Consider the following 21,566-nt stretch of genomic DNA (forward strand, 5'->3'; position numbering starts at 1 on the left):
ATCGTTCTCCAGCGTCAGCTGGCCGATCTTGGCGTGCAGCTTCGTCAGGTCCGGATCGCTGCTCTCCGGACTACTGGCGTCTCCAAATACCTGAACCGCACGCTCCGTCAGTGGTCGCTTCCAGTCGGTGATCTGATTCGGGTGAAGGTCATACTGTTGTGCCCACTCCGCTAGCGTCTTGTCGCTCTTCAGCGCGGCAAGTGCTACCTGTGCTGAATGCCGGTGTGGGGTTCCGCCTCGTCTTTGCGGTATCTCGATTCCGAGAAATCGCCTTATCCTGATGTCCGAATTTCCGGGGCCACCTCTGTTGGAAATCGCCTCAGCCAGTGCTCCGGGCGGATATTCAGGATAGAATCGCGCGTTTTCTCTGCGGAAGCGTCGCATGCCTACCGGAATCATCGAGTCGCTGGACCACGAAGCGCGGGGAGTGACCCGTCTTGACGGCAAAACGGTTTTCGTCGAGGGCGCCTTGCCGGGTGAGTGCGTCGAGTATGCCAGTTATCGACGGAAACCCAGCTATGAGCTGGCACGCACGCTGCAGATACTGGCCTCGTCACCGCAGCGGGAAACGCCACGCTGCCCGCATTTTGGCGTCTGCGGCGGTTGCAGCATGCAACATCTCGATCCACAGGCGCAAGTCGCGGCCAAGCAGCGCCTGCTCGAGGACAATCTCTGGCACCTCGGCCGCATCAAGGCAGACCAGCTCTACGCGCCGATCTACGGCCAGCCTTGGGGCTACCGCTATCGAGCCCGCCTTTCCGTTCGTCTGGTGCCGAAGAAGGGGGGGGTTCTCGTCGGCTTCCACGAGAAGAGAAGCAGTTACGTCGCCGACATGAAACAATGCGAGATTTTGCCGTCACACCTTTCGGCGATGCTCTTGCCGCTGCGCGAACTGATCGGCGCGCTGTCGATCCGGGATCGCCTGCCGCAGATCGAGGTGGCCATTGGTGAGCGGATGACGGCGCTGGTGCTGCGCATTCTCGAAGCCCTCGATCCGGCGGACGAGGCCCTGCTGCGCGACTTCGCCGACCGCCACGCGGTGGTCTTCTACCTGCAGCCGCAGGGGCCGGCGACGGCTTATCGCTTCTATCCGCTCGACGGGCCGCAACTTTCTTACCGGCTCCCCGATTTTGCGGTCGAGCACGCTTTCTTGCCGACCGAGTTCACCCAGGTCAATCACGCGATCAATCGCGTGCTGGTGCGGCGCGCCCTGGCCCTGCTTGATCCGCAAGCGGGTGAGCGGATTGCGGACATGTTCTGCGGGCTGGGCAACTTCACGCTGCCGATTGCCCGCTCCGGCGCGCGCGTGCTGGGGGTCGAGGGTAGCGCCGAACTGGTTCGCCGCGCCACCGAGAACGCTGCGGCGAATGGCCTGGACATTCTCGCCGAGTATCGCCTCGCCAACCTCTTCGAGACCACTCCGGACAGCCTGGCGGCGCTCGGCTGCTTTGACAAAATGCTGATCGACCCGCCGCGCGAAGGCGCTCTCGAACTGATCAAATCGCTCGACGCGGATGGCCCGCGGCGGATCGTCTACATTTCCTGCAGTCCCGCCACGCTGGCACGCGATGCGGGCATTCTGGTTGCCCAGAAACATTACCGGCTGCGCGGTGCCGGCGTGGTCAATATGTTTCCGCAAACTTCGCACGTCGAATCGATCGCCCTCTTCGAGCGCATGCCGGCGAGCTGAGCCTCGCCCTGCAGCGCCGTGCAGCTCCGCAGACCACAGCGGTGCTTCGCTTTGTGACAGAATCCGCCCGTGTTGGCGCGATCATTGGGCGGGAGAAAATCATGCACATGGCGGATGCACTGTTGTCGCCGGCTGTTGGCGGAACGATGTGGGCAGTATCGGCGGGCACCATTGCCTATTGCTCGAAAAAGGTCACGGACGAACTCGATGAGCGCAAGGTGCCGTTGATGGGCGTTCTCGGCGCCTTCCTTTTTGCTGCCCAGATGATCAACTTCAGCATCCCCGGCACCGGTTCGAGTGGCCATCTCGGCGGCGGGCTGCTGCTGGCGATTCTGCTCGGGCCGCATGCAGCTTTTCTGACCATTGCCTCGGTACTGGTGGTGCAGGCACTGTTCTTTGCCGACGGCGGTCTGCTGGCTCTCGGCTGCAACCTCTTCAATCTGGGATTTTTGCCGGCATTCATTGCCTACCCCCTGATCTATCGGAAAATCGCCGGTGAGCGGCCAGGCCAGCTGCGCCTGAGCGTGGCGGCCATCGTCGCGGCGACCGTCGGGCTGCAACTGGGAGCGTTCGGGGTCGTCGTCGAGACGGTCAGCTCGGGGATTTCGTCGCTGCCTTTTGCCACTTTCGTGCTGTTCATGCAGCCCATTCATCTGGCTATCGGAATGGTCGAAGGCGTGCTGACGGCCGCGATCGTCTCGTTCGTCCATCGTGCGCGGCCAGAATTGATCGGTGCAGCCCGGTCGACGGTCACGCCTGGCCAGCCATCGCTGCGCACGCTGCTGCTGGCTTTCCTTGCCGGGGCCGTGCTGACCGGTGGACTGTTTTCCTGGTTTGCGTCGAAAGACCCGGACGGACTCGAATGGGCGATTGCCCAGGTAAGCGGCGAGGCCGGGCTCAAGGGACCCGAGCAGGGAATCCACGCCGCACTGGCCGCGCTCCAGGAAAGGATCGCGATCCTGCCGGATTATGCCTTCCGGAAGGACGATGCTGAAGCGCAGGAGAACGGAGGCAGCGATACAAACGACGCGCATGGCGAAGCCCTTCCGGAAAGCCGGCTCGGCAGCAGCGTTTCGGGGATCGTCGGCGGTCTGCTGGCGCTGCTGCTGGCATTTCTGATCGGCTTCCTGCTCAAGAAATGCGCTCACCGCATGCCGCGTGCCGGTGGCTTGCCTTGACGGCGTGCTGCCGGGTGTCAGTCGCCTTGCTTCCCCTCTGAGCGCGCCGCATGGCATCGATCGTGGGCATGGCCGCAAACTTTCGTCGCCTCGACCAGTTTGCCCGCGCGGATACCGCCATCCACCGTCTCGATGCCCGCGCCAAGGTGGTGGCGACGCTGGCTTTCATCGTTGTCGTGGCGTCTTTCGACCGATATACGGTAGCGGCCCTACTGCCATTTTTCATTTTTCCGATCGTTCTGGCCGCACTCGGCAAGCTGCCGACGGCGTATGTCGCCGGGAACGTTGCCGTGGCCATCCCGTTCGCGCTGGCGATTGGCCTCTTCAACCCGCTTTTCGACCAGCAGGTGCTTTTCAAGCTGGGGGCGATCCCGATCAGCGCCGGCTGGATTTCCTGCGCGTCGATCGTCGTGCGTGCCGTGCTCACTCTCAGTGCCGCGCTGATTCTCATCGGTGTGACCGGATTTCCTGCGGTTTGTGAAGCGCTTGAGCGCCTCGGCATGCCGAGGGTCCTGGCGATGCAGATGCAGTTCCTCTACCGCTACCTCTTTGTCCTGATCGAGGACGCCAGGCGCAGCGTTCGCGCGCTGGAACTGCGCTCGTGTGGCCGCTCACCGCACTTGCCGACCGTCGCCTCGCTGATCGGATTTCTCCTGCTGCGAACCTGGCAGCGGGCAGATCGCATCCACATGGCGATGCTCGCCAGGGCCTACCGCGGTGATTTCCACAGCCGGAAGGTGGGGAATTTCGGTAGCGGCGAAGTCGCCTTTGTCGCTGGCTGGCTGCTCCTCTTCGGTCTGTTGCGTGCGTACGATGCGTCGCAGCTTCTTGGTGTGCTGGTCGGGCGGGTGCTGCCGTGAGTCATCATCTCATCGAGCTGAAGCGCCTTGGCCATGTCTATCCGGATGGTACCGCCGCGCTAACCGATGTTTCGCTCCGCATCACGCACGGCGAGTGCGTTGGCGTCATCGGTGCCAATGGCGCTGGCAAGTCGACGCTGCTGCTGCACCTGAACGGTTGCCTGGTTTCCAGCTCGGGTGAGGTGCGAGTGGGCGAATTCCCACTGGTCAAGGCCACCCTGCCACAGATCCGGCGCACCGTCGGCATGGTCTTCCAGGATCCCGACGATCAGTTGTTCATGCCGACAGTCCTGGACGACGTCGCCTTCGGGCCGCTCAATCTCGGCTTGCCGCCGGCCGAGGCCGAAGAGCGCAGCCGTGATGCCCTCGTTCTGGTCGGCGCCTGGCACTTGCGCGACAAGCCACCGTACCTGCTTTCCGGTGGCGAGAAAAAGCGCGTCGCCATCGCCACGGTGCTGGCCATGTCGCCAGACATTCTCGTCCTGGATGAACCGACCAGTGGCCTCGATCCGTTCGCACGCCGGCAACTGATGGCGCTGGTCAAGGACTTTCGCCACACCCGGATCATTGCCAGCCACGATCTCGACCTAGTGATGGATCTCTGCGAGCGCACCGTTGTTCTTCACGAAGGACGGATCGCCGCGGACGGGGAAACGCGCGAACTTTTCCGGGACGACGTGCTGCTCGCGCAGTGCCGGCTGGAGAAGCCGTTTTCGATGCAGGGGTGTCCGGTGTGTGGGGTCGTTCGGCGGATCGACTGACGGCGTCTGACGGGTATCCGTACCGCTCAGTGCCGCCATGCGTGGCTGACGATTTCGCGGATCAGGTGCAGGCGACGGTGAAAGAAATGGTCGGCGCCGGGAACGACGATGACCGGCAGGTCCAGCGGCTTGGCCCAGGCAATGACGTTGACCAGCGGCACAGTGGTGTCTTCGGAACCGTGAATGACGATGGTATCTCTCGGCACGGCCTTGGTGTGGTAAGTGCGAGCGCCTTCGACAAAACCCGAGGCGGTGCCGACGAGCACCAGCCGCTGTGCAGGGTGGCCGGCTGCGAGCAGTGCTTCGGCGACGCGGGTCACCACATAGGCGCCGAAGGAGAAACCGGCGAGCGCGACCGGCAGATTGCCATAGCGACACATGGCTTCCTCGAGCACGGCCAGCAGGTCCTGGCTTTCGCCGTTACCCTCGTCGTGTTTTCCCTCGCTCAGGCCGATGCCACGGAAATTGGGACGCAGCGCCACGTAGTCGAAGTGGACGAAGGTGCGCGCCAGCGTCTGCACCACCTTGTTGGTATTGCCGCCGCCGAACAGCGGGTGCGGATGGGCGATCAGCGCGATACCGCGCGGCGCGCCGGGATTCTCGACGGTGATGTCGATCTTGCCGACCGGTCCATCGATCAGCAGTTGTTCTGCCTGCGGTCTCATCGTTTTTCCTTCACTGATGTCGCGCTGTTTCGGTTTAGATGCGCAGACGGTCGACGACCCGCCCGTGTACCAGATGCTCCTGGATGATCTCCTCGATGTCTTCGCAGTCGACGTAGCTGTACCACACCCCTTCAGGGTAGACGACCAGTACCGGTCCCTGGTCGCAACGGTCCATGCAGCCGGCCTTGTTGATGCGGATCTTGCCGGCGCCCTTGAGGCGCAGTTCGCCGATGCGGTCCTTGGCGTAGGTCTGGGCGGTGGTGGCGCCGGCATTGTTGCAGCAGGTCTCGCCCTCGCCGCGCTGGTTGCAGCAGAAAAAAACATGATGCTTGAAATAGCTCATAAGGCAGGCTCCTTCGGGTGGATTGCTGGCTGCGGCGCCTGATTCTAACCCCGATTCTGCTCTCGCCGTTGCCGGTAGCAGACATCAGTCTGCAAATCTGCCGACTGCGGGCAGCGATATCGCATAAAATGCCGGTAGCCTTGGTGTCGATGGTCGGGAACCCCTGCCGCGGTCGCCTCACCGATGCCCATTCTGACCATTCATGAATATCCGCGAGGACCCGTACGTCATTCTTGGCGTACACCGCCATGCATCGCTTGACGAAGTCAAGCGCGCGTATCGTCGGCTGGTCATGCAGTGGCACCCGGATCGTAACCACTCGTCGGCAGCCGGCAAAGAGTTCTTGCGCATCCAGGCTGCCTACGAACTGCTGCTCGACCCGCAACGCCTGGCCGAATGGCGGTTGACGCAGGCGGCAGCGGCCAGGGAGGGCCGCCCGCCTGCCGCCGCTCCGGTTGCCGAGGATCTGACGCAATCCCTGACACTGACGCTCGAAGAAGCGGCGGCGGGTTGCCTGAAAAACATCGAACTGCTGCATCACTTTCGCTGTGCGAGCTGCCGTGGCAGCGGTCGCTTGCAGCACAAGCACTCGCTGCCTTGTCCGCGCTGCAACGGCTGCGGTCGGGTCGCTCGTAAAGGTGGCGGCACGAGTGTGTGCGAAGGATGCGCCGGGCGCGGTTATCTGCGCGAAACGGAGTGCAACGATTGCATGGGCAGTGGCTGGCGCCAGGAATGGCGAACTCTGGCCGTGCGCGTGCCGCCGGGGCTGCGCGACGGCGAGCGACTGCGCCTGGCCCGACAGGCGCCACTGACTCCCGGCAACGCCATCGCGGGCGACCTCTACCTTGAAATCAGCCTGGCCGCACATCCGCTGTTCGTCCTCGATGGCCATGATCTGCATTGTCAACTGCCAGTGAGCATTTTCCGCCTGCTCGGCGGTGGCCATGTCGAGGTGCCGACCTTGCGTGGCACGACCCGCTTCGAACTGCCGCCGCAGCGTTCGCTTGAGCAACGTCTGACGGGCCTGGGTTTCCCACACCGACAAGGTGCTGCAGTCGGCGATCTGGTGCTGCATCTGCAGTGCATCTGCCCGCAGGCTGTTGGTCCCGAGGATCTTGCGCTGCTTGAACGACTCGAAATGCACCTGGCGGCCGACATTGAGCAACGAGCGCCCCAACTCGCTGCCTGGGAACGCCAGTTGCGTGCTCGCCGCCAACCGGGCGACGTTTGAGCGGCCAACCGGTCTACAAGTGGCGGCCGACCAAGGTCAGATAGGGCAGGGCGATGAAGGGCCAGAAACTGGCGACCCAGCGCGTGAGGCCGTTGAAGTTGAGGAAGTGTCCTTGTCGCCAGGCTGCCAAGGCCGCTTCCGAGTAGGGGTTGGCCGGCGTCAGATTGACCAGCGCGCTACCGGCCATCAGCGCTACACCAGCCAACGCGATACGGATGGGCGCCGGCAGCAGCAGCAGCAGCGAGAGCAGCACGCCACCGATCAGCAGCCCGAGCTCGGCACCCGGTGTCAGCCAGGCAAAAGCCTCCTGCGGAGCAACCAGGACCGCCGCGGCAAACGTCCTGATGGCCAGGGCGAGCACGAAGAAGAGCAGCAGCGCGAGATGCGGCGCGGCCTGGTCGGCCAGCAGTGTGCGTGCCAAAAGGCCGATGACGATGGTGTTAAGCGCAATGACACTGGCTTCGAGAACGAAGAACGAGTGCGCCGCGTAGGGAACCGCAGGCGTCAGTTCGAGCACGCTGCGCAGGTCGCCGGTGGTGAACAACAGTGTTTCCGGAGAGAGCTGCGTCAACAGCCAGGTGCCGAGCAGCACCAGACCGAGTTCGAGGTGCTCCAGCGGCGCCAGAAGGGTCTGCTGGATCTCGCCGATGCGCCGGAAGATTTGCCGGCCACTGGAGAACGCGATCACCGCGCCGATGGCAGTACCGGCGGTGTTGCATGCCAGGTCAAGGTTCGAAGACACGCGTGAAGGCAACCAGTTCTGCAGGAATTCCATGGCCAGACTCAACAGGCTGCCAAGCAGTAGTGCGACGAGGGTTGCGGTCCAGCGCCCGCCGGGCAGCCGGCGCGGCTCCAGCGCCAGCGCCAGCAGAAAGCCCAGCGGCACGTAGGCAAGGACGTTGACCATCAGGTCGAAAACTGTCCAGTAACGCGGCCAGGCCGCGTCAATGAACTCCAGCGGTGAGACGCCGAGGTCGCGCCAGTTGGCGAAGGGATACAGGCTCGCGTAGATGATCAACACGAGGTAAGCCAGCGCCAGATACCGCGACAGCCGCAACAAACGTGCGGGTGGCGGCGCAGGGGATTCGTTGGCTCTGGCAGGAGCTGAGGGTGACGGTCGCGGGGTTTGCTCCATCAAGTCACCGCCAAGCGTTGAAAATCCGCAATTCTAGCGCCTTGTAGGGAAAAAGCGCGATGACAGTCTGGTCGTCTGGTCCCGGAGATTTTTTGGCCCAGTTCTATCTTAAATTTGCCGATCCCGCTGTATAACGGATCAGGCTCCTGAGGCGCCGCCACCGGCTGCCGCCCGTTGTAGACGGTCGGCAACTGCTGCCCAGGTCGGGGTTGCCGGAATTTCCTCGACGATGATCAGCTCGGCGTCGGCCTGATCCAGTTCACGCAGGGCAGCGTAGAGCGCACTGGCGTAAGCGCGTGGATTGGCCGGCAAGCGGCGGCAAGTGTGTGCTGTCGGCGTAGCGGGCAAGCGACTGTGAAAGAGTACGGCACAGCGCCGACCCGTGCTCTGCAAAAGGTCGATGACCTCGAAAAGGCGCGCGGGTGGTACCAGGCGCAGTGGCGTCGTTGGCGCGTAGTGCGCGGCCAGCGAACCGGAAACCCGCGGTATGTCGCCGTCCGGCGGACGAGTGACGATCTGTGGCATGACGCCGATGACCGTTGCGATCTGTTCGGGAGTGACCCGCCCCAGGCGCAGCAGACGCGGCGGCAGCGACTCAGCGGGTGTTAGATCGAGAATCGTCGACTCGATGCCGACCGGGCAGCGGCCGCCGTCGAGGATCAGGGGTACGGCATTGCCGAGTTCCTCGCGTACATGTGCGGCCGCGGTCGGGCTGATGCGGCCGAAGCGGTTGGCCGACGGTGCGGCGATGCCACACATGCCGGACAGCCCGCCGCCGGCGCGGGCATAGGTGCGCAGCAGGTCCAGTGCCAGGGGGTGCGCCGGCACCCGCAGGCCGACGCTGTCCTGACCGCCGGTGACAACCTTCGGTACCGCCGCCGCGCGCTTGAGGATCAGGGTCAGCGGGCCGGGCCAGAAGGCTTCCGCGAGTTCCCAGGCGGCGCTGGGAATGTCCCGTGCCCAGCGGTCGAGATAGCCGTCAGCCGGCAGGTGTACGATCAGCGGGTGATCAGCCGGTCGCCGCTTGGCCGCAAAGATCCGGGCGACGGCGACCGGGTTGGCGGCATCGGCGCCGAGGCCATAGACCGTCTCGGTTGGAAAGGCAACCAGTTCGCCGGCTTGCAGCAGCGCTACGGCATGATCGAGGTCGTTTTTTTCAGGGCGCATCGACGATCCCGATCGCGGCGCGCGCGGCCATCGCGACTCGCCGGGCACGTTCCGGGTCACCATCGAGAACGGTGAAGTGTCCCATCTTGCGACCGGGACGGGCGTGATGCTTGCCGTAGAGATGCAGCTTGAGGGTTGGAAAAGCGTACAGTTTCGACCAGTCGGGCTCGCGGTAGTGATGGCCGGCTGGTGTGGTTTCATACCAGAGATCACCGAGCAGATTGACCATCACCGCGGCCGAATGCGCCCGCGTTTCGCCGAGCGGCAGGCTGCACAGGGCACGCACTTGCTGCTCGTACTGACTGGTGAGGCAGGCGTCGAGGGTGTAATGACCGCTGTTGTGCGGGCGTGGGGCCATTTCATTGATCAATAGTTCGCCGCGTACGACGAAGAACTCGACGGCCAGGGTGCCGATATAACCCAAGCCCTCGGCAATCCTGGCAGCCAGTGCGGCGGCCTCGGCACGCAGTTCGGTCGATGCACGCGCCGGCACCAGCGAGACATCGAGAATGCCCTTGCGGTGACAGTTCTCGGCGGCCGGAAAGCTTGTCACGATGCCGCTTTCGTCGCGCGCCAGGACCACTGAAACCTCGTAATCGAGGGCGAGCCGCTGTTCGAGCACGCAGGTCTCGCCTTTGAACTGCTGGAAAGCGGCGATCGCCTGCTCAGGGTTGGCGACCAGGGCCTGTCCCTTGCCATCGTAACCGAAGCGGGCGACTTTCAGGATTCCGGGGAAAAGGCCGGCAGCGGCCTCGCGCAGATCCTGTTCACTGTGCACCGCGGCGAAGGCGGCGTGTGGCAGGGCCTGGTCACGCAGGAAGGTCTTTTCGGTGATGCGGTTCTGGCAGACGCTGACCGCGGCGGCCGAGGGGCGCACGACCACGAACTTGTCGAGATAGTCAAGGGTGCCGGCCGGGACGTTCTCGAACTCGGTGCTGATGGCCGCGCAGCCCTGCGCCAGTTCGTCCAGTGCTGCAAAATCCTCGTACGCCGCCAGCAGATGACGATCGGCGATCAGAGCTGCGGGGCTGTGTGGGTCGGGGTCGAGAACCCAGACGGGGTAGCCCATCTCGTGCGCTGCCGCAACGAAGAAGCGGCCGAGTTGGCCGCCGCCAAGCATTCCGAGAATTGCCGGGGGAAGAATCATCGTGCCGTACCGGGAAAGTCGTTGGGGTGACTGGTCAGGAATGTCGCTCACACCTCCGGCAGCTTCATGGCCATCACCTTCTCGGCCTGTGCACGACGAAAGTCGCCGAGGCGCCCGGCGAGTGCCGGATCGCCGGTGGCCAGCATGGCGACGGCGAACAGGGCGGCATTGGCAGCGCCGGCTTCGCCAATGGCGAAAGTGGCCACCGGAATCCCCTTCGGCATCTGTACGATCGAGAGCAGCGAATCCTGACCGGACAGGGCTTTCGATTGCACCGGCACGCCGAGTACCGGCACGGTGGTCTTGGCCGCCAGCATTCCCGGCAAATGGGCGGCGCCGCCGGCGCCGGCGATAATGGCTTTCAGTCCACGCTGGCCGGCCGCGGCCGCGTATTCGAACAGCAGATCCGGGGTGCGATGCGCCGAAACGACGCGCGCCTCGAAGGGCACGCCAAACTCCTTGAGCATCACCGCCGCCGCCTGCATGGTCGGCCAGTCGGAATCGGAGCCCATGACCACGCCGACCAGCGGTTCGCGTTGCGCCATCAGCGTGCTTCCCTTTCGGCGGCTTCAAGGGTGTTGGCGAGCAGCATGGTGATGGTCATCGGCCCGACGCCGCCAGGCACCGGCGTGATTGCCGAGGCGACTTCGCTGACCGCTGCAAAATCGACGTCGCCGCAAAGTTTGCCGTCAGGCAGGCGGTTGATTCCGACGTCGATGACCACCGCGCCCGGTTTGACCATCCCTGCGGTGACGAAACGCGGCTTGCCGAGCGCGGCGACAAGGATGTCGGCGCGGCGCGTGTGAAAGGCCAGGTCGCGGGTCTGCGAATGACAGATGGTGACCGTTGCGCTGGCCTGCATCAGCAACATTGCCATCGGTTTGCCGACGATGTTCGAGCGTCCGAGGATTACCGCTTCCTTGCCCTTGAGATCAATGCCTGCCTCGGCAAGGAACTTCATTACGCCATAGGGCGTACAGGGGATGAAGCGAGGGTGACCCTGCATCAGCGCGCCGACGTTCTCGGCGTGAAAACCATCGACATCCTTGCCGGGGCAGATCGCCTTGAGCACCGCGTCGCTGTCGAAGTGCTTCGGCAATGGCAACTGCACGAGGATGCCGTGTATCTTCGGGTCGGCATTGAGTTCGGCGATCCTGGAGAAGACCCGTTGCGGCTCGACGTCGGGCGCATATAGGATCTTTTCCGAGTGGAAACCGGCCTGTGCACAGGCATTCACCTTGTTGCGCACATAGACCTGGGAAGCGGCGTCCTCTCCGACCAGAATCACCGCCAGGCCAGGGCGGGTGCCGTGGCTGGCCAGGAGCGCTTCGGCACGCGTCTTGAAATCGGCGCGCAGTTTTTTCGCCAGCGCGTTGCCGTCGAGGATTGTTGCCGTCATCTTGGTTTTCCTGGAGTGTTATTCTCGGATGCCCGGAAGGAATAAGAAATCCGTCGATCGGGGCGTCAGATGCCAGCGCCCCAACTGCGCCGGTCGACGATGAGGAGGTGATTCTATCGCAAATCAGGCGCCCTCTCGGCTTTCGTCGTCAGTTTCGGCTACTGCCCGACGCCTCGGCGATCACCCAAGGCCATCGTCCGCAGCCATGCCGGCGGGTGGCTTTTCCCGGCAGCACTGGGTTCACCTGCGGCAGCGTCTTGCGGATCAAGGCCGTTTGCGCCAGGCGCGCAGCCAGCCCAGGCCGGCGGAGGTGTCGGCGCGCGGGTGGTACTCGCAGCCGACCCAGCCGTCGTAGCCACTGGCGTCGAGCATTTCGAACAGATAGGGGTAATTGACTTCGCCACTGTCGGGTTCGTTGCGCTCGGGGACGCCCGCGATCTGCAGGTGGCCGATACCCGCCCGGTACTGGCGATACTTCATGGCGATGTCGCCCTCGACGATCTGCAGATGATAGAAGTCCATCTGCACCTTGAGATTGTCGGCGCCGACCGCAGCGACAATGGCGTGTGCCTCGTCCTGCCGATTCAGGAAATAGCCGGGCATATCACGCGTATTGATCGGCTCGATCAGTATCGTCCGGCCTTCGGCGGCGGCCAGCGCGCAGGCGAGGCGCAAATTGCGGAGGTAGGTATCGCGGCAGGCTGCCCTGCTCATTCCCGACTTGGGGATGCCGGCCATCACGTGAAGGCGTTCGTTGCCAAGCACCCGCGCATAGTGCAACGCCTGCTCGACGCCCGCGGCGAATTCGACATGGCGGCCGGGCAGGCAGGCAATGCCGCGTTCGCCGGCCGACCAGTCGCCCGGTGGCAGGTTGAACAAGGCCTGTTGTAGGCCATGCGCCTGCAGTCGGGTGGCGATCTCTTCCGCCGGGTAGTCATAGGGAAACAGGTATTCGACGCCTTCGAAGCCATCCACGGCAGCGGCGGCAAAGCGTTCAAGAAACGGCAAGTCCTGGTACATGAAGCTCAGGTTGGCGGCAAAACGGGGCATTCCGGCTTTCCTTTGACAAGGTTGGGTCATGACGCACCGGCTTGATCAGTAGATACCGGCAGCGACCGGAACAGGAGCAAATAGGGAACCGCACCGGCAACGGCGAACACAAGCAGAATGATACCGAACGTCGCGATGCCAACGCCAATCGTGATGGATACGCCGAACGACCTGGGACTTGCTGTCTGATCAGAATCAGGGCAGACCTCCATTCGAGACACCTGCCGGCATGGCCCCTGAAAAGCTCCTGACCATCGTGTCGATGAACGTACAATACCGCACCGACGCGTCCTGTGCGGCTGATTCTCCACTGTTGCCTGATCCATCACGGCATGAACATCCTCGATCAAGTCTTTTTTCTCGCTATTTCCGACTGCGCCGGCCGCGCGGGCCCGAGACGATGTTGAGCCGTCTGCTGGTCGCTGCCGTGTGGTTCCTGCACTTCCTGCCGCTGCCGGTACTGGCGCGTCTGGGCAATGCGCTGGGCAGCCTGATTTTCTCCCTGGCTAGACGGCGCCGACACATTGTGCTGGTGAATCTTGGCCTGTGCTTTCCACACATCGATGCACACCAGCGCCGGCAATTGGCAAAGGCGCATTTCAAGGTCCTGACGCGCAGCGTGCTGGAACGTACGCTGCTCTGGTGGGCGAGCCGACAGCGACTGTCGCGCATGATCCGGTTAGAGGGCGAGGAACGGATGCGGGCATTGCTCGATGCTGGACGTCCGGTACTGCTGCTGGCGCCGCACTTCGTCGGGCTAGACGCTGGCGGCGTGGCGATCGCCATGCGCTTCAACTCCGCGAGCATTTACGCCGTCCAGTCCAACCCCGTTTTCGACCGCCTGCTGCTGCGTGGCCGCCAACGTTTTGGTGACCAGTTGCTTCTCTCACGCCAGGAAAGCGTCCGTGCCAGCGTGCGGGCAATGAAGGCCGGGCGGCCACTGTACTACCTGCCGGACATGGATTTCGGTAAGCGGGATTCGATCTTTGTCCCCTTCTTTGGCGTGCAGACGGCAACCGTTCCCGGTTTGTCGCGGCTGGCACGGCTCGCAGGTGCTGTCGTCATTCCCTGCGTGACCCGTCTGCTGCCCGGTGGTGAGGGCTATGCGGTGACAGTCGGCGAGCCATGGCAGGATTTCCCTTCCGCCGATGTCGAGGCCGATACCCGCCGCATGAACACCTGGATCGAGGCTGCCGTACGAAGCATGCCCGAGCAGTACTATTGGGTACATCGCCGTTTCAAGACTCGTCCTCCGGGCGATCCGCGCCCTTATTGATCACCTTCCCTTCCGCGCCCGCCCGGCCTGCTTTCTGCGTCGGGCGAATGGACGCCGGCGCAGGTATACTCACCGCTTTCGTCGGCCGGCAAGCACTGCTGTGCGGGCCGCACCCCTGATCTTCTGAGACTTCGACCTTGGCACTGACTCTACTCGGACTGTCTGGCGCGCTGACCCACGATCCTTCGGCGGCGCTCTATATTGACGGAAAACTCGTCGCGGCGGCAGAGGAGGAACGCTTCGTTCGCGACAAGCACGCCAAGAACCGCATGCCCTACGAGGCCGCGAAATTCTGTCTGGAGTTTGCCGGCATCACGCCTGCCGAGGTCGATGCGGTGGCCATTCCGTTTGCCCCGATCAGCCTCGCCGAACCGGCGCGCTGGCACTATGCAAAACGCTACTGGTACGCTCCCGAGCGGGCGCTAGACGCCATTCTGACCGGCAACCGACGATTTTTCCGTTACCGCCGGCGTATCGAGTGGTGCCTGCTGCAACTCGGTTTCGATCTCAAGAAGGTCGAGGTCGTGCCGGTCGAGCATCATCTGGCGCATGCGGCGAGTGCCTACCATTGCTCTGGATTCAGGGAGAAAACCGCGGTTCTCGGCATCGACGGCAAGGGTGAATATGCCACCACCTTTTTCGGCTACGGCGAGAACGGCAAAATTCACAAGATCAAGGAATTCTACGACCCCGATTCGCTGGGGGGGTTGTATGGCGCCCTGACCGAGTATCTGGGCTTTGAAATGCTCGACGGCGAGTACAAGGTGATGGGAATGGCGCCTTACGGCGATCCGGACCGCTACGATTTCTCGCGTCTGGCAAAGTTCGAGAACGGCGAACTGAAAATCAACACCGACTACGCCAACGTGATCGGTGTCCGCCGCTACAAGGAGAAAGGCAAGGGCTACTATTTTTCTCCGAAGCTGGTCGACTGGCTTGGTCCCCGGCGTGCGGGAGACATCGCCGACGATCCTTACATCCACTACGCGGCAAGCATGCAGAAACTCTTCGAGGATCTGTCGCTGCAGATGATCGAACATTACCTCGGCGACATTCTACGCGAGACCGGCCGGCTCGCTTTTTCGGGTGGTGGCGCGCTCAACGTCAAGCTCAACCAGAAGATCATCGCCCTCCCGGAGGTGCGCGAACTCTTCGTCCAGCCGGCTTCCGGCGATGCCGGAACGGCCGTCGGCGCAGCCGCCTACGTGTCGGTGGCGCGCGGTGTCCCGGTCGAAAAAATGGAACATGTCTACCTTGGCCCGGCGTACAGCAACGAAGACGTCATTGCCGCCTGTGCCCGACATCCGGCGCGCCCGTCATGGCAGCGGCTCGACGATGTGCCTCAGTGCATCGCCCGGCTGCTTGCCGAAGGCCAGCCGGTGGCGTGGTTCCAGGGTCGAATGGAATTCGGCCCGCGCGCCCTGGGCGGCCGTTCGATCCTCGGTTGCCCGAGTGCCCCCGGTGTTGCCGACCGGATCAACGCGCAGATCAAGTTCCGTGAGCGCTGGCGCCCGTTCTGCCCGAGCATGCTCGACCGTGTCGGCCCGCAGATGCTCGGTAGTGCCCATCCGGCGCCATTCATGACTTTCACCTTCGAAGTGGCGAAAGGCTGGAAGGAACGCGTCCCCGAAGTCGTGCACGAAGACGGCAGTTCGCGTGCGCAGGTACTGCGGCGCGAATTCAACCCGCGCTACTACGACCTGATGGTCGAATTGGAAAGACTGACCGGTAACGGCGTCGTTCTCAATACCTCGCTCAATCGTCGTGGCGAAGCGATGATCTGTTCGCCGACCGACGCGCTGAACATGTTCTTCGGTTGCGACCTGCAGTACCTGGTCATGGAAGACCTGCTGGTAGCCAAGGCGGCCGCGCAGACGCCGGCGCTGCCGATTTGACGAGGCAGCAGCGCTCGGGAGATACTTTGCGTCGTGCGTTCGAATCGCCAGACACTCGCGTCACCGGGTCGGCGTCGATGCTTGCGGCGGCCTCCCGCTATTTCGGCGCTGATGGACGCCTTCTTTTGCTTAGAGTGCCGATGGACCTCCGGTAGCGGCGCGCTCATTTGGTGAATGATGAATAAAATCAATCTTCTATTTGCAAAAAACGTAATCGGCAGAAAAACGGCAGAGCAGGAGTTGTCGTTTCTGATGTGGGTGGAGAATCTCGCTTTCGACAAGCATGTCGATGTCGTCTGGGCCGGTGAAGACGGGGTCTGGCATACCCTGGCGGCGACGTATCACAGCCGCATTGATCAGGACAAGGAGTACTGGTTCGCCCGTGCTACATTCCCCCTGGTCACCGCCGCACCGCTACCCGGAAATGTCGAGTTCGCCTTGCGCTATCGCGTTCTGGGTAAGGAATACTGGGATAACAATCACGGCAGGAACCATGCCATTCAGGCCGATTCAGGAATCCTGGTGGCGGATCGGCGCCCGCTTCTGAATGTCGGCTACGAGCATAGTCTGGCCGATGGCCAATGCTTTCTGCCGATTGTCGTGGCAACCGAAAAGAGTCTGCAAGCCAAGGGCGTTACGGTGCATTGGACTGCCGACGATTGGCAGCGCACGCACAAGGCGCACTGCCGACACCTGAGCAAGTACTGGGACCGGGAGTATCTCAGCAATGCGAGAAATCCCAATCAATACGGCTGCCAGATTTGGAATGCCGTGCTGAAGGTGGACGACGCGTGGCGGGTGCAATACCGGCTTTCCTGCGAAACCCGCCAGCGCGTCCTCTGGGACGACAATTTCGGCAAGAACTATACAGTCCAGCGCCTGCCGCTCAAGGTGCTGATCCTGAACCTGCATTGCCGGCAGGAAGAGAACCAGGATGACAAGCTTTCGCAAATCGCCAAGGCGATTGGTTCCCTCGATGTTGACATCGTCTGTCTGCAGGAAGTGGCGGAACTCTGGAATGACGGCGAGGGCGACTGGGAAACGAATACGGCGAGGATCATCAACGAACGTCTCGTCTCCCCCTATCACCTGGTGACGGACTGGTCGCATCTGGGCTTTGGGCATTACCGCGAGGGGGTGGCCATTCTCAGCCGATATCCGGTCGAGAAACATGCTGCGAAATATGTCTCGGCGAGTTCCGACCCCTACAGCATTCACTCCAGAAAGGTCGTCATGGCCCAGGTCAGGGTGCCGTATTTCGGTTTGCTGAATGTCTTCTCCTCGCACCTGAGCTGGTGGGAGGACGGATTTGCGGAGCAGTTCGACAATCTGCGGCAGTGGGCCAGCGATGAACACAGCAGCGAACTCACGGCCACGATGCTTTGCGGGGATTTCAACATCAAGGCCGGTTCCAGGGGCTATCAATTCGTCGTCAATTCAAACGAGTATGCAGATCAGTTTCTGTCGGCCAACTCGCCGCAGATTTTCCGCAAGATTTTTGAGGCCAGGGAATCAGCTTGGGAACGTGCGCTGGAAGACGATCATCGAATCGATTATGTGTTTCTTCGCAGAGGGAGTCGCTTGCACGCAATCTCCGGCCAGATCGTGTTCACTGATGAGGATTATGGGCGAGTCTCCGATCATTTCGGCTACCTGGTAACATTCGAGCCTCTATGAGCTGCGGGTGCGGCAAATTCATTTGCCCATCACGGATTCTGGCGAGCACACATTAAATAGCATAGACCGTTTGGTCTCGATATCATGAGAACAGCAGAGCAATACGCACTACCCATCCATGGCAACCTGGGAGGGCCTTTCGTTCGGGTGAACGACTTTAACGAGAAATTTTATTTGCGTTGGGGAAAAATCAGCTTCGATGTGTACTTCGGCACCCAGGTAAATGTGAAAGTCATCCTGAGGGTCTATCGAAATAATAATATTTGCGAAACCTATATTGTCGATACCGATCCCTACGATATCCAGTGGAACCATCACAAACGGCGCACCCGGGATTTCTACATCCATCCCTCGTCCAGTAGCTTCGGGCCGGCCAACTGTATCAAGTTGGCCTTTGTGGTGCACCTCGACGAACACTCGATCGCCTCGCAGCTCGAATACATTTTCATGGACTGGCAGCAATTGCGCGAGGAGTCGCCGCAATATCGCAGGATCACCCCGGAATGGGCGACCAACAACCCCTATCGCACGCATGAGGTGAACGCCTGGCAGTTGCAGTGCGATGTGGACTGGTACAACCACCATTTTGAATCATTACGCCTGATTCCCAAGTTCACCAAGGGCCAGCAATATCACCCATACCATCCCAAACGCTTCATTCACGATCACATCGACAAGGTCATTCGCAGCAAGCACGCTCACCCCAATCGCTTCTGCACCATCAAGGTCAGCGTCGACTGCATCGACGACTACGACTTCACTCGCCACCTCGTACACGCTAGTGAAAACGGCGTCTGTGTACAGTGCATCGTCGACTGGCGGAAGATGACGCTCACCAACAGTCCGAACTACTCGCGCCTGAAGCGTGCCGGCATCGAACTGCTGGGCGTTTTCTGCACGCCACAACATCATCTGATCGAGGTCGATCCCGACATGCATACCAAGTTCGTCATCTTCAACGATGAGGATTGCATCCTGGGTTCGTTCAACATCACCTTCGATCGCTGGTGGGCGAATTGGGAATCGGGAATGACCTTTCATTCGAAAGGGGTCTGTCGTCTGCTCGACAACATCTTCCAGAGCGAGCGTGGCGGCGTCAATCAACGATATGGCATCGACCCGCTCAGCCATTTCAACCTGCTTTACACCTACGGCCGACACGCGCTGCTCAACGGCAAGCATTACCTCCCGCATCATGCCATCCTGGCCGAGATTCACCGCGCCAGGCATTCGATCAAGCTGACGCTGTTCCTGATCGGCAACCTCCTGGGCGAGCACGGCGACAGCGTCATTGATGCGCTGATCAACGCCAAACACCGCGGTGTGCATGTCCATATCCTGCTCAACGGGCATCTCGCACGGCAGGGTAAGGTGGGTGTCGAGCGTTCGATGCACGATGAGCTGAATCGCCCGCTCCTACCGGCCGCGCAGGGACTGCGGACGGCGGGGATTGCGGTCGGCCTGGTGTATGGACAGGATGATCACCCGGTGCCCTATTCGCCGATCCACTCCAAGTACTGCATCATCGACGAAGCGACGGTTATCGAAGGCAGTTTCAATTGGTACAACACGTCGGTGTTTTCCCATGACCTGACGGTCGTGGCCACCAATCGCGAAATGGCGAAAGCGTATCTGTACGAGTTTGAGCAGATCCAGCGCGTTTTCCGGATCTATTACTGAAGCCTGCGATCTGGCTGCGCGACAGCTGGCAAGAAACCCTTTGCCGGCTACGGCCAAATGATGCACAACGTGATGCACAATCCTCTTGACAACAGACGATTGACTCTGCTACCGGCGCCAAGGATACTTCGTCTACGCGTCTGAAACGCTTGACCGCAGGGGGGCATCATGTGCCCAACGCAGCGGCGAAAAGGTGTTCTGTTCGCAAATCTTTCCACCGACCGACACCCTGACGCTTTTGTCCCTGCATCGCTTTCATCCCATTCTGATTTCGGCCTTTTTCAACACCCTCTCACTATCGAGGAAATCATGTCCAAACTGTTCATCGAAGATCTTGCCCTCGAAGGCAAGCGCGCGCTGATTCGCGTCGATTTCAACGTCCCCCAGGACAAGACCACCGGCGCCATCACCAACACCAAGAGGATCGAGGCAGCTTTGCCGACGATAAAATATGCGCTGGACCACGGTGCCGCCGTCATTCTCATGTCCCACCTCGGTCGTCCCGACGGAAAGGTCGTGCCGGCATACAGTCTTGCACCGGTGGCGACCGCGCTTGCGGGTCTGATCGGACGCCCGGTACAGTTTCTGGCCGATTGTGTCGGGCCGGAAGTCGAAGCCGCCTGCACCGCGATCAAGCCCGGCGAAGTCATCCTGCTCGAAAACCTGCGCTTCCACCTTGAGGAAGAGGGCAAGGGCACGGTCACCAGCGCCGACGGCTCGGTTGCCAAGGTCAAGGCCAATCCGGAAGACGTCAAGGCCTTCCGCGCTTCGCTGACCCGGCTCGCCGACGTCTACATCAACGATGCCTTTGGCACGGCGCACCGCGACCACTCGTCGATGACCGGCGTGCAACTGCCCGATCGTGCTGCCGGCTACCTGATGAACAAGGAACTGGCTGCCTTCTCGGCCGTTCTCGAAACGCCTCAGCGGCCGTTGCTGGCGATCCTCGGCGGCGCCAAGGTCGCCGACAAGATCCAGTTGATCAACAATCTGCTCGACAAGGCCGACCAGATCATCATCGGTGGCGGCATGGCCTTTACCTTCAAGAAAGTCCTCTCGGGTATGCCGATCGGTAACTCGCTGTACGACGAGGAGGGCGCCAAGCTGGTCCCGGACCTGATGAAGAAAGCCAAGGAAAAAGGCAAGGAGATCCTGCTGCCGGTCGACTTCGTGATTGCCGACAAGTTTGACGCCAGCGCCAACACCGGCACCGCCAACGATGTCGATGGCGTTCCCGACGGCTGGTTGGGGCTCGACTGCGGTCCTCAATCGACGAAGATTTTCACCGACGCGATCCTGAAGGCCAAGACCATCATCTGGAATGGCCCGGCCGGCGTTTTCGAATTCGAGAAGTTCGAAGCCGGCACCCGGGCCATGGCTGACGCGGTCGTCCAGGCCACGGCTGCGGGTGCGATCACCGTCATTGGCGGCGGTGACACCGCCACCGCCGCTAAGAAATACGGCGCCGACAAGAAAGTCACGCACAGCTCGACCGGCGGAGGCGCTTCGCTCGAATACCTGGAAGGCAAGGTCCTGCCGGGCGTCGCCGCTCTTTCCGAAAAGTAAGGCGGTCGGCGGCCCCGCTCGGGGCCGCTGCCTGTCAAGCCATTCTGTAATATCACATCGTCACATCGAGGAATACCATGCGCAAGATTGTTATCGCCGGCAACTGGAAAATGAACAAGACCGTCGCCGAGTCAGTGAAGCTCGCCGCCGACGTCGTCGCTGCAGCCAAGGACATCAAGAATGTAGTCGTCGCCATTGCCCCGACCTACTTGGCTCTCGCCAAGGTGGCCGAGGTGGTCAAGGGAAGCAATGTCAAGCTGGCGGCGCAGGACGTGCACTGGGAAAACCAGGGTGCCTTCACCGGTAAGGTCAGCGCCGACATGCTCAAGGAAATCGGTGTCGATTTCGTGATCATCGGTCACTCCGAGCAGCGCAGCTACTTCGGCGAAACGGATGAAACCGTCAACAAGAAAGTCAAGAAGGTCCAGTCGCTCGACATGACGCCGATCATTTGCATTGGCGAGACGCTTGCCGAGCGGCAGGGCGGCCAGCTCGAAAGCGTTCTGACCACCCAGGTCAATGGTGCTTACGCGGGTCTTTCCGCCGACGATGCCCTGCGCACGGTGATCGCCTACGAACCGGTCTGGGCGATCGGTACAGGCGTCACCGCCAGCGACGACGAAGCACAGCAGGCACACGCCTTTGTCCGCGGCCTGCTGGCGCAACGGTATGGAGAGAACGTGGCCGAGTCGATCTCGATCCAGTACGGTGGATCGATGAAGCCCGAGAATGCGGCCGGCCTGCTGGCCCAGAAGGACATCGACGGAGGCCTGATCGGCGGTGCAGCGCTGAAGGCAGACAGCTTCCTCGGCATCATCACGCCGGGCGAATCAATCGGCAAGTAGT

Annotated in this window: 19 protein-coding genes and 1 pseudogene; 11 read left to right on the forward strand and 9 right to left on the reverse strand. The window is 61.8% G+C overall.

From position 1 onward, the window contains the following. Positions 1 to 268: pseudogene (locus AW06_RS13745) on the reverse strand (transposase); the annotation flags it as partial. A 114-nt stretch (positions 269 to 382) separates the two neighbouring features. Here AW06_RS13745 and rlmD point away from each other — a divergent pair. The 4 genes from rlmD (at position 383) to AW06_RS13765 (ending at position 4,489) form a co-directional block, all read left to right on the forward strand. Then, positions 383 to 1,690, forward strand: coding sequence for a 23S rRNA (uracil(1939)-C(5))-methyltransferase RlmD (gene rlmD / locus AW06_RS13750; protein WP_034951166.1), 1,308 nt, complete (start codon positions 383 to 385; stop codon positions 1,688 to 1,690). A 101-nt stretch (positions 1,691 to 1,791) separates the two neighbouring features. After that, positions 1,792 to 2,868 carry an energy-coupling factor ABC transporter permease gene (locus tag AW06_RS13755; protein ID WP_034951169.1) on the forward strand — a complete coding sequence of 359 codons (1,077 nt, stop codon included), beginning with the start codon at positions 1,792 to 1,794 and terminating at the stop codon, positions 2,866 to 2,868. Positions 2,869 to 2,918: 50 nt separating this feature from the next. Further along, positions 2,919 to 3,728 carry a cobalt ECF transporter T component CbiQ gene (gene cbiQ, locus AW06_RS13760; protein ID WP_034951171.1) on the forward strand — a complete coding sequence of 270 codons (810 nt, stop codon included), beginning with the start codon at positions 2,919 to 2,921 and terminating at the stop codon, positions 3,726 to 3,728. Then, positions 3,725 to 4,489, forward strand: coding sequence for an ABC transporter ATP-binding protein (locus AW06_RS13765; protein WP_034951173.1), 765 nt, complete (start codon positions 3,725 to 3,727; stop codon positions 4,487 to 4,489). The genes cbiQ and AW06_RS13765 overlap by 4 nt, the downstream gene beginning before the upstream one ends. A 26-nt stretch (positions 4,490 to 4,515) precedes the next feature. Here the strand turns inward: AW06_RS13765 and AW06_RS13770 are convergent, their stop codons facing one another. Both AW06_RS13770 and AW06_RS13775 read right to left on the reverse strand, forming a co-directional pair. Further along, positions 4,516 to 5,154, reverse strand: a complete 639-nt coding sequence (locus AW06_RS13770) for an alpha/beta hydrolase (RefSeq protein WP_034951175.1) — start codon at positions 5,152 to 5,154, stop codon at positions 4,516 to 4,518. Positions 5,155 to 5,188: 34 nt separating this feature from the next. Beyond that, positions 5,189 to 5,497, reverse strand: a complete 309-nt coding sequence (locus AW06_RS13775; RefSeq protein ID WP_034951177.1) for a ferredoxin — start codon at positions 5,495 to 5,497, stop codon at positions 5,189 to 5,191. Between the two features lie 202 nt (positions 5,498 to 5,699). On the opposite strand from AW06_RS13775, the gene AW06_RS13780 reads away from it, so the two are divergent. Next, a complete protein-coding gene (locus AW06_RS13780; RefSeq protein ID WP_034951178.1) occupies positions 5,700 to 6,728 on the forward strand; it encodes a J domain-containing protein in 1,029 nt (342 codons plus the stop codon). A 13-nt stretch (positions 6,729 to 6,741) separates the two neighbouring features. On the opposite strand, the gene AW06_RS13785 is transcribed toward AW06_RS13780, so the two are convergent. The 6 genes from AW06_RS13785 to otnI all read right to left on the reverse strand — a co-directional run bounded on the left by AW06_RS13785 (position 6,742) and on the right by otnI (position 12,626). Beyond that, the gene (locus AW06_RS13785) at positions 6,742 to 7,863 is read right to left on the reverse strand and encodes a VanZ family protein (protein ID WP_273704697.1); all 1,122 of its coding nucleotides are present in this window, start codon (positions 7,861 to 7,863) and stop codon (positions 6,742 to 6,744) included. A 138-nt stretch (positions 7,864 to 8,001) separates the two neighbouring features. Next, the gene (locus tag AW06_RS13790) at positions 8,002 to 9,030 is read right to left on the reverse strand and encodes an L-threonylcarbamoyladenylate synthase (RefSeq protein ID WP_034951187.1); all 1,029 of its coding nucleotides are present in this window, start codon (positions 9,028 to 9,030) and stop codon (positions 8,002 to 8,004) included. Beyond that, on the reverse strand, positions 9,020 to 10,177 hold the full coding sequence (locus AW06_RS13795) for a 5-(carboxyamino)imidazole ribonucleotide synthase (protein WP_034951189.1): 1,158 nt from the start codon (positions 10,175 to 10,177) through the stop codon (positions 9,020 to 9,022). Before AW06_RS13795 ends, AW06_RS13790 begins: the two co-directional genes overlap by 11 nt. A gap of 47 nt (positions 10,178 to 10,224) precedes the next feature. Beyond that, a complete protein-coding gene (gene purE / locus AW06_RS13800; RefSeq protein ID WP_034951192.1) occupies positions 10,225 to 10,722 on the reverse strand; it encodes a 5-(carboxyamino)imidazole ribonucleotide mutase in 498 nt (165 codons plus the stop codon). Next, a complete protein-coding gene (gene folD, locus AW06_RS13805) occupies positions 10,722 to 11,576 on the reverse strand; it encodes a bifunctional methylenetetrahydrofolate dehydrogenase/methenyltetrahydrofolate cyclohydrolase FolD (protein ID WP_034951194.1) in 855 nt (284 codons plus the stop codon). The genes purE and folD overlap by 1 nt, the downstream gene beginning before the upstream one ends. A 264-nt stretch (positions 11,577 to 11,840) precedes the next feature. Beyond that, entirely contained in the window at positions 11,841 to 12,626 is a 786-nt protein-coding gene (otnI, locus tag AW06_RS13810) for a 2-oxo-tetronate isomerase (RefSeq protein WP_034951196.1), read from the reverse strand. A gap of 400 nt (positions 12,627 to 13,026) precedes the next feature. Here otnI and AW06_RS13820 point away from each other — a divergent pair, with 400 nt between their 5' ends. The 6 genes from AW06_RS13820 (at position 13,027) to tpiA (ending at position 21,565) form a co-directional block, all read left to right on the forward strand. Continuing rightward, positions 13,027 to 13,902, forward strand: a complete 876-nt coding sequence (locus AW06_RS13820) for a lipid A biosynthesis acyltransferase (protein ID WP_273704698.1) — start codon at positions 13,027 to 13,029, stop codon at positions 13,900 to 13,902. Between the two features lie 137 nt (positions 13,903 to 14,039). Continuing rightward, positions 14,040 to 15,797: a carbamoyltransferase gene (locus tag AW06_RS13825; RefSeq protein WP_034951201.1), complete on the forward strand. Its 1,758-nt coding sequence runs from the start codon at positions 14,040 to 14,042 to the stop codon at positions 15,795 to 15,797. A 174-nt stretch (positions 15,798 to 15,971) separates the two neighbouring features. After that, positions 15,972 to 17,474 (forward strand): endonuclease/exonuclease/phosphatase family protein, encoded by a 1,503-nt coding sequence (locus AW06_RS13830; RefSeq protein ID WP_324545255.1) that lies wholly within the window; start codon positions 15,972 to 15,974, stop codon positions 17,472 to 17,474. Between the two features lie 84 nt (positions 17,475 to 17,558). Further along, positions 17,559 to 19,154: a phospholipase D-like domain-containing protein gene (locus tag AW06_RS13835; RefSeq protein ID WP_034951203.1), complete on the forward strand. Its 1,596-nt coding sequence runs from the start codon at positions 17,559 to 17,561 to the stop codon at positions 19,152 to 19,154. 309 nt (positions 19,155 to 19,463) lie between these two features. Then, positions 19,464 to 20,720, forward strand: coding sequence for a phosphoglycerate kinase (pgk, locus tag AW06_RS13840; RefSeq protein WP_034951205.1), 1,257 nt, complete (start codon positions 19,464 to 19,466; stop codon positions 20,718 to 20,720). A 77-nt stretch (positions 20,721 to 20,797) separates the two neighbouring features. Continuing rightward, positions 20,798 to 21,565, forward strand: coding sequence for a triose-phosphate isomerase (gene tpiA, locus AW06_RS13845; RefSeq protein ID WP_034951208.1), 768 nt, complete (start codon positions 20,798 to 20,800; stop codon positions 21,563 to 21,565). Position 21,566: the final 1 nt, after the last annotated feature.

The organism is Candidatus Accumulibacter cognatus (assembly GCF_000584975.1).
GTDB lineage: Bacteria > Pseudomonadota > Gammaproteobacteria > Burkholderiales > Rhodocyclaceae > Accumulibacter > Accumulibacter cognatus.

Coding starts and splice junctions, on each gene's coding strand:
- AW06_RS13755 (WP_034951169.1), top strand. CDS start 1,792: ATGCACATGGCGGATGCACTGTTGTCGCCGGCTGTTGGCGGAACGATG.
- otnI (WP_034951196.1), bottom strand. CDS start 12,626: ATGCCCCGTTTTGCCGCCAACCTGAGCTTCATGTACCAGGACTTGCCG.
- AW06_RS13820 (WP_273704698.1), top strand. CDS start 13,027: ATGTTGAGCCGTCTGCTGGTCGCTGCCGTGTGGTTCCTGCACTTCCTG.
- AW06_RS13775 (WP_034951177.1), bottom strand. CDS start 5,497: ATGAGCTATTTCAAGCATCATGTTTTTTTCTGCTGCAACCAGCGCGGC.
- purE (WP_034951192.1), bottom strand. CDS start 10,722: ATGGCGCAACGCGAACCGCTGGTCGGCGTGGTCATGGGCTCCGATTCC.
- AW06_RS13795 (WP_034951189.1), bottom strand. CDS start 10,177: ATGATTCTTCCCCCGGCAATTCTCGGAATGCTTGGCGGCGGCCAACTC.
- tpiA (WP_034951208.1), top strand. CDS start 20,798: ATGCGCAAGATTGTTATCGCCGGCAACTGGAAAATGAACAAGACCGTC.
- rlmD (WP_034951166.1), top strand. CDS start 383: ATGCCTACCGGAATCATCGAGTCGCTGGACCACGAAGCGCGGGGAGTG.
- pgk (WP_034951205.1), top strand. CDS start 19,464: ATGTCCAAACTGTTCATCGAAGATCTTGCCCTCGAAGGCAAGCGCGCG.
- AW06_RS13830 (WP_324545255.1), top strand. CDS start 15,972: ATGATGAATAAAATCAATCTTCTATTTGCAAAAAACGTAATCGGCAGA.
- AW06_RS13835 (WP_034951203.1), top strand. CDS start 17,559: ATGAGAACAGCAGAGCAATACGCACTACCCATCCATGGCAACCTGGGA.
- cbiQ (WP_034951171.1), top strand. CDS start 2,919: ATGGCATCGATCGTGGGCATGGCCGCAAACTTTCGTCGCCTCGACCAG.
- folD (WP_034951194.1), bottom strand. CDS start 11,576: ATGACGGCAACAATCCTCGACGGCAACGCGCTGGCGAAAAAACTGCGC.
- AW06_RS13785 (WP_273704697.1), bottom strand. CDS start 7,863: ATGGAGCAAACCCCGCGACCGTCACCCTCAGCTCCTGCCAGAGCCAAC.
- AW06_RS13770 (WP_034951175.1), bottom strand. CDS start 5,154: ATGAGACCGCAGGCAGAACAACTGCTGATCGATGGACCGGTCGGCAAG.
- AW06_RS13780 (WP_034951178.1), top strand. CDS start 5,700: ATGAATATCCGCGAGGACCCGTACGTCATTCTTGGCGTACACCGCCAT.
- AW06_RS13790 (WP_034951187.1), bottom strand. CDS start 9,030: ATGCGCCCTGAAAAAAACGACCTCGATCATGCCGTAGCGCTGCTGCAA.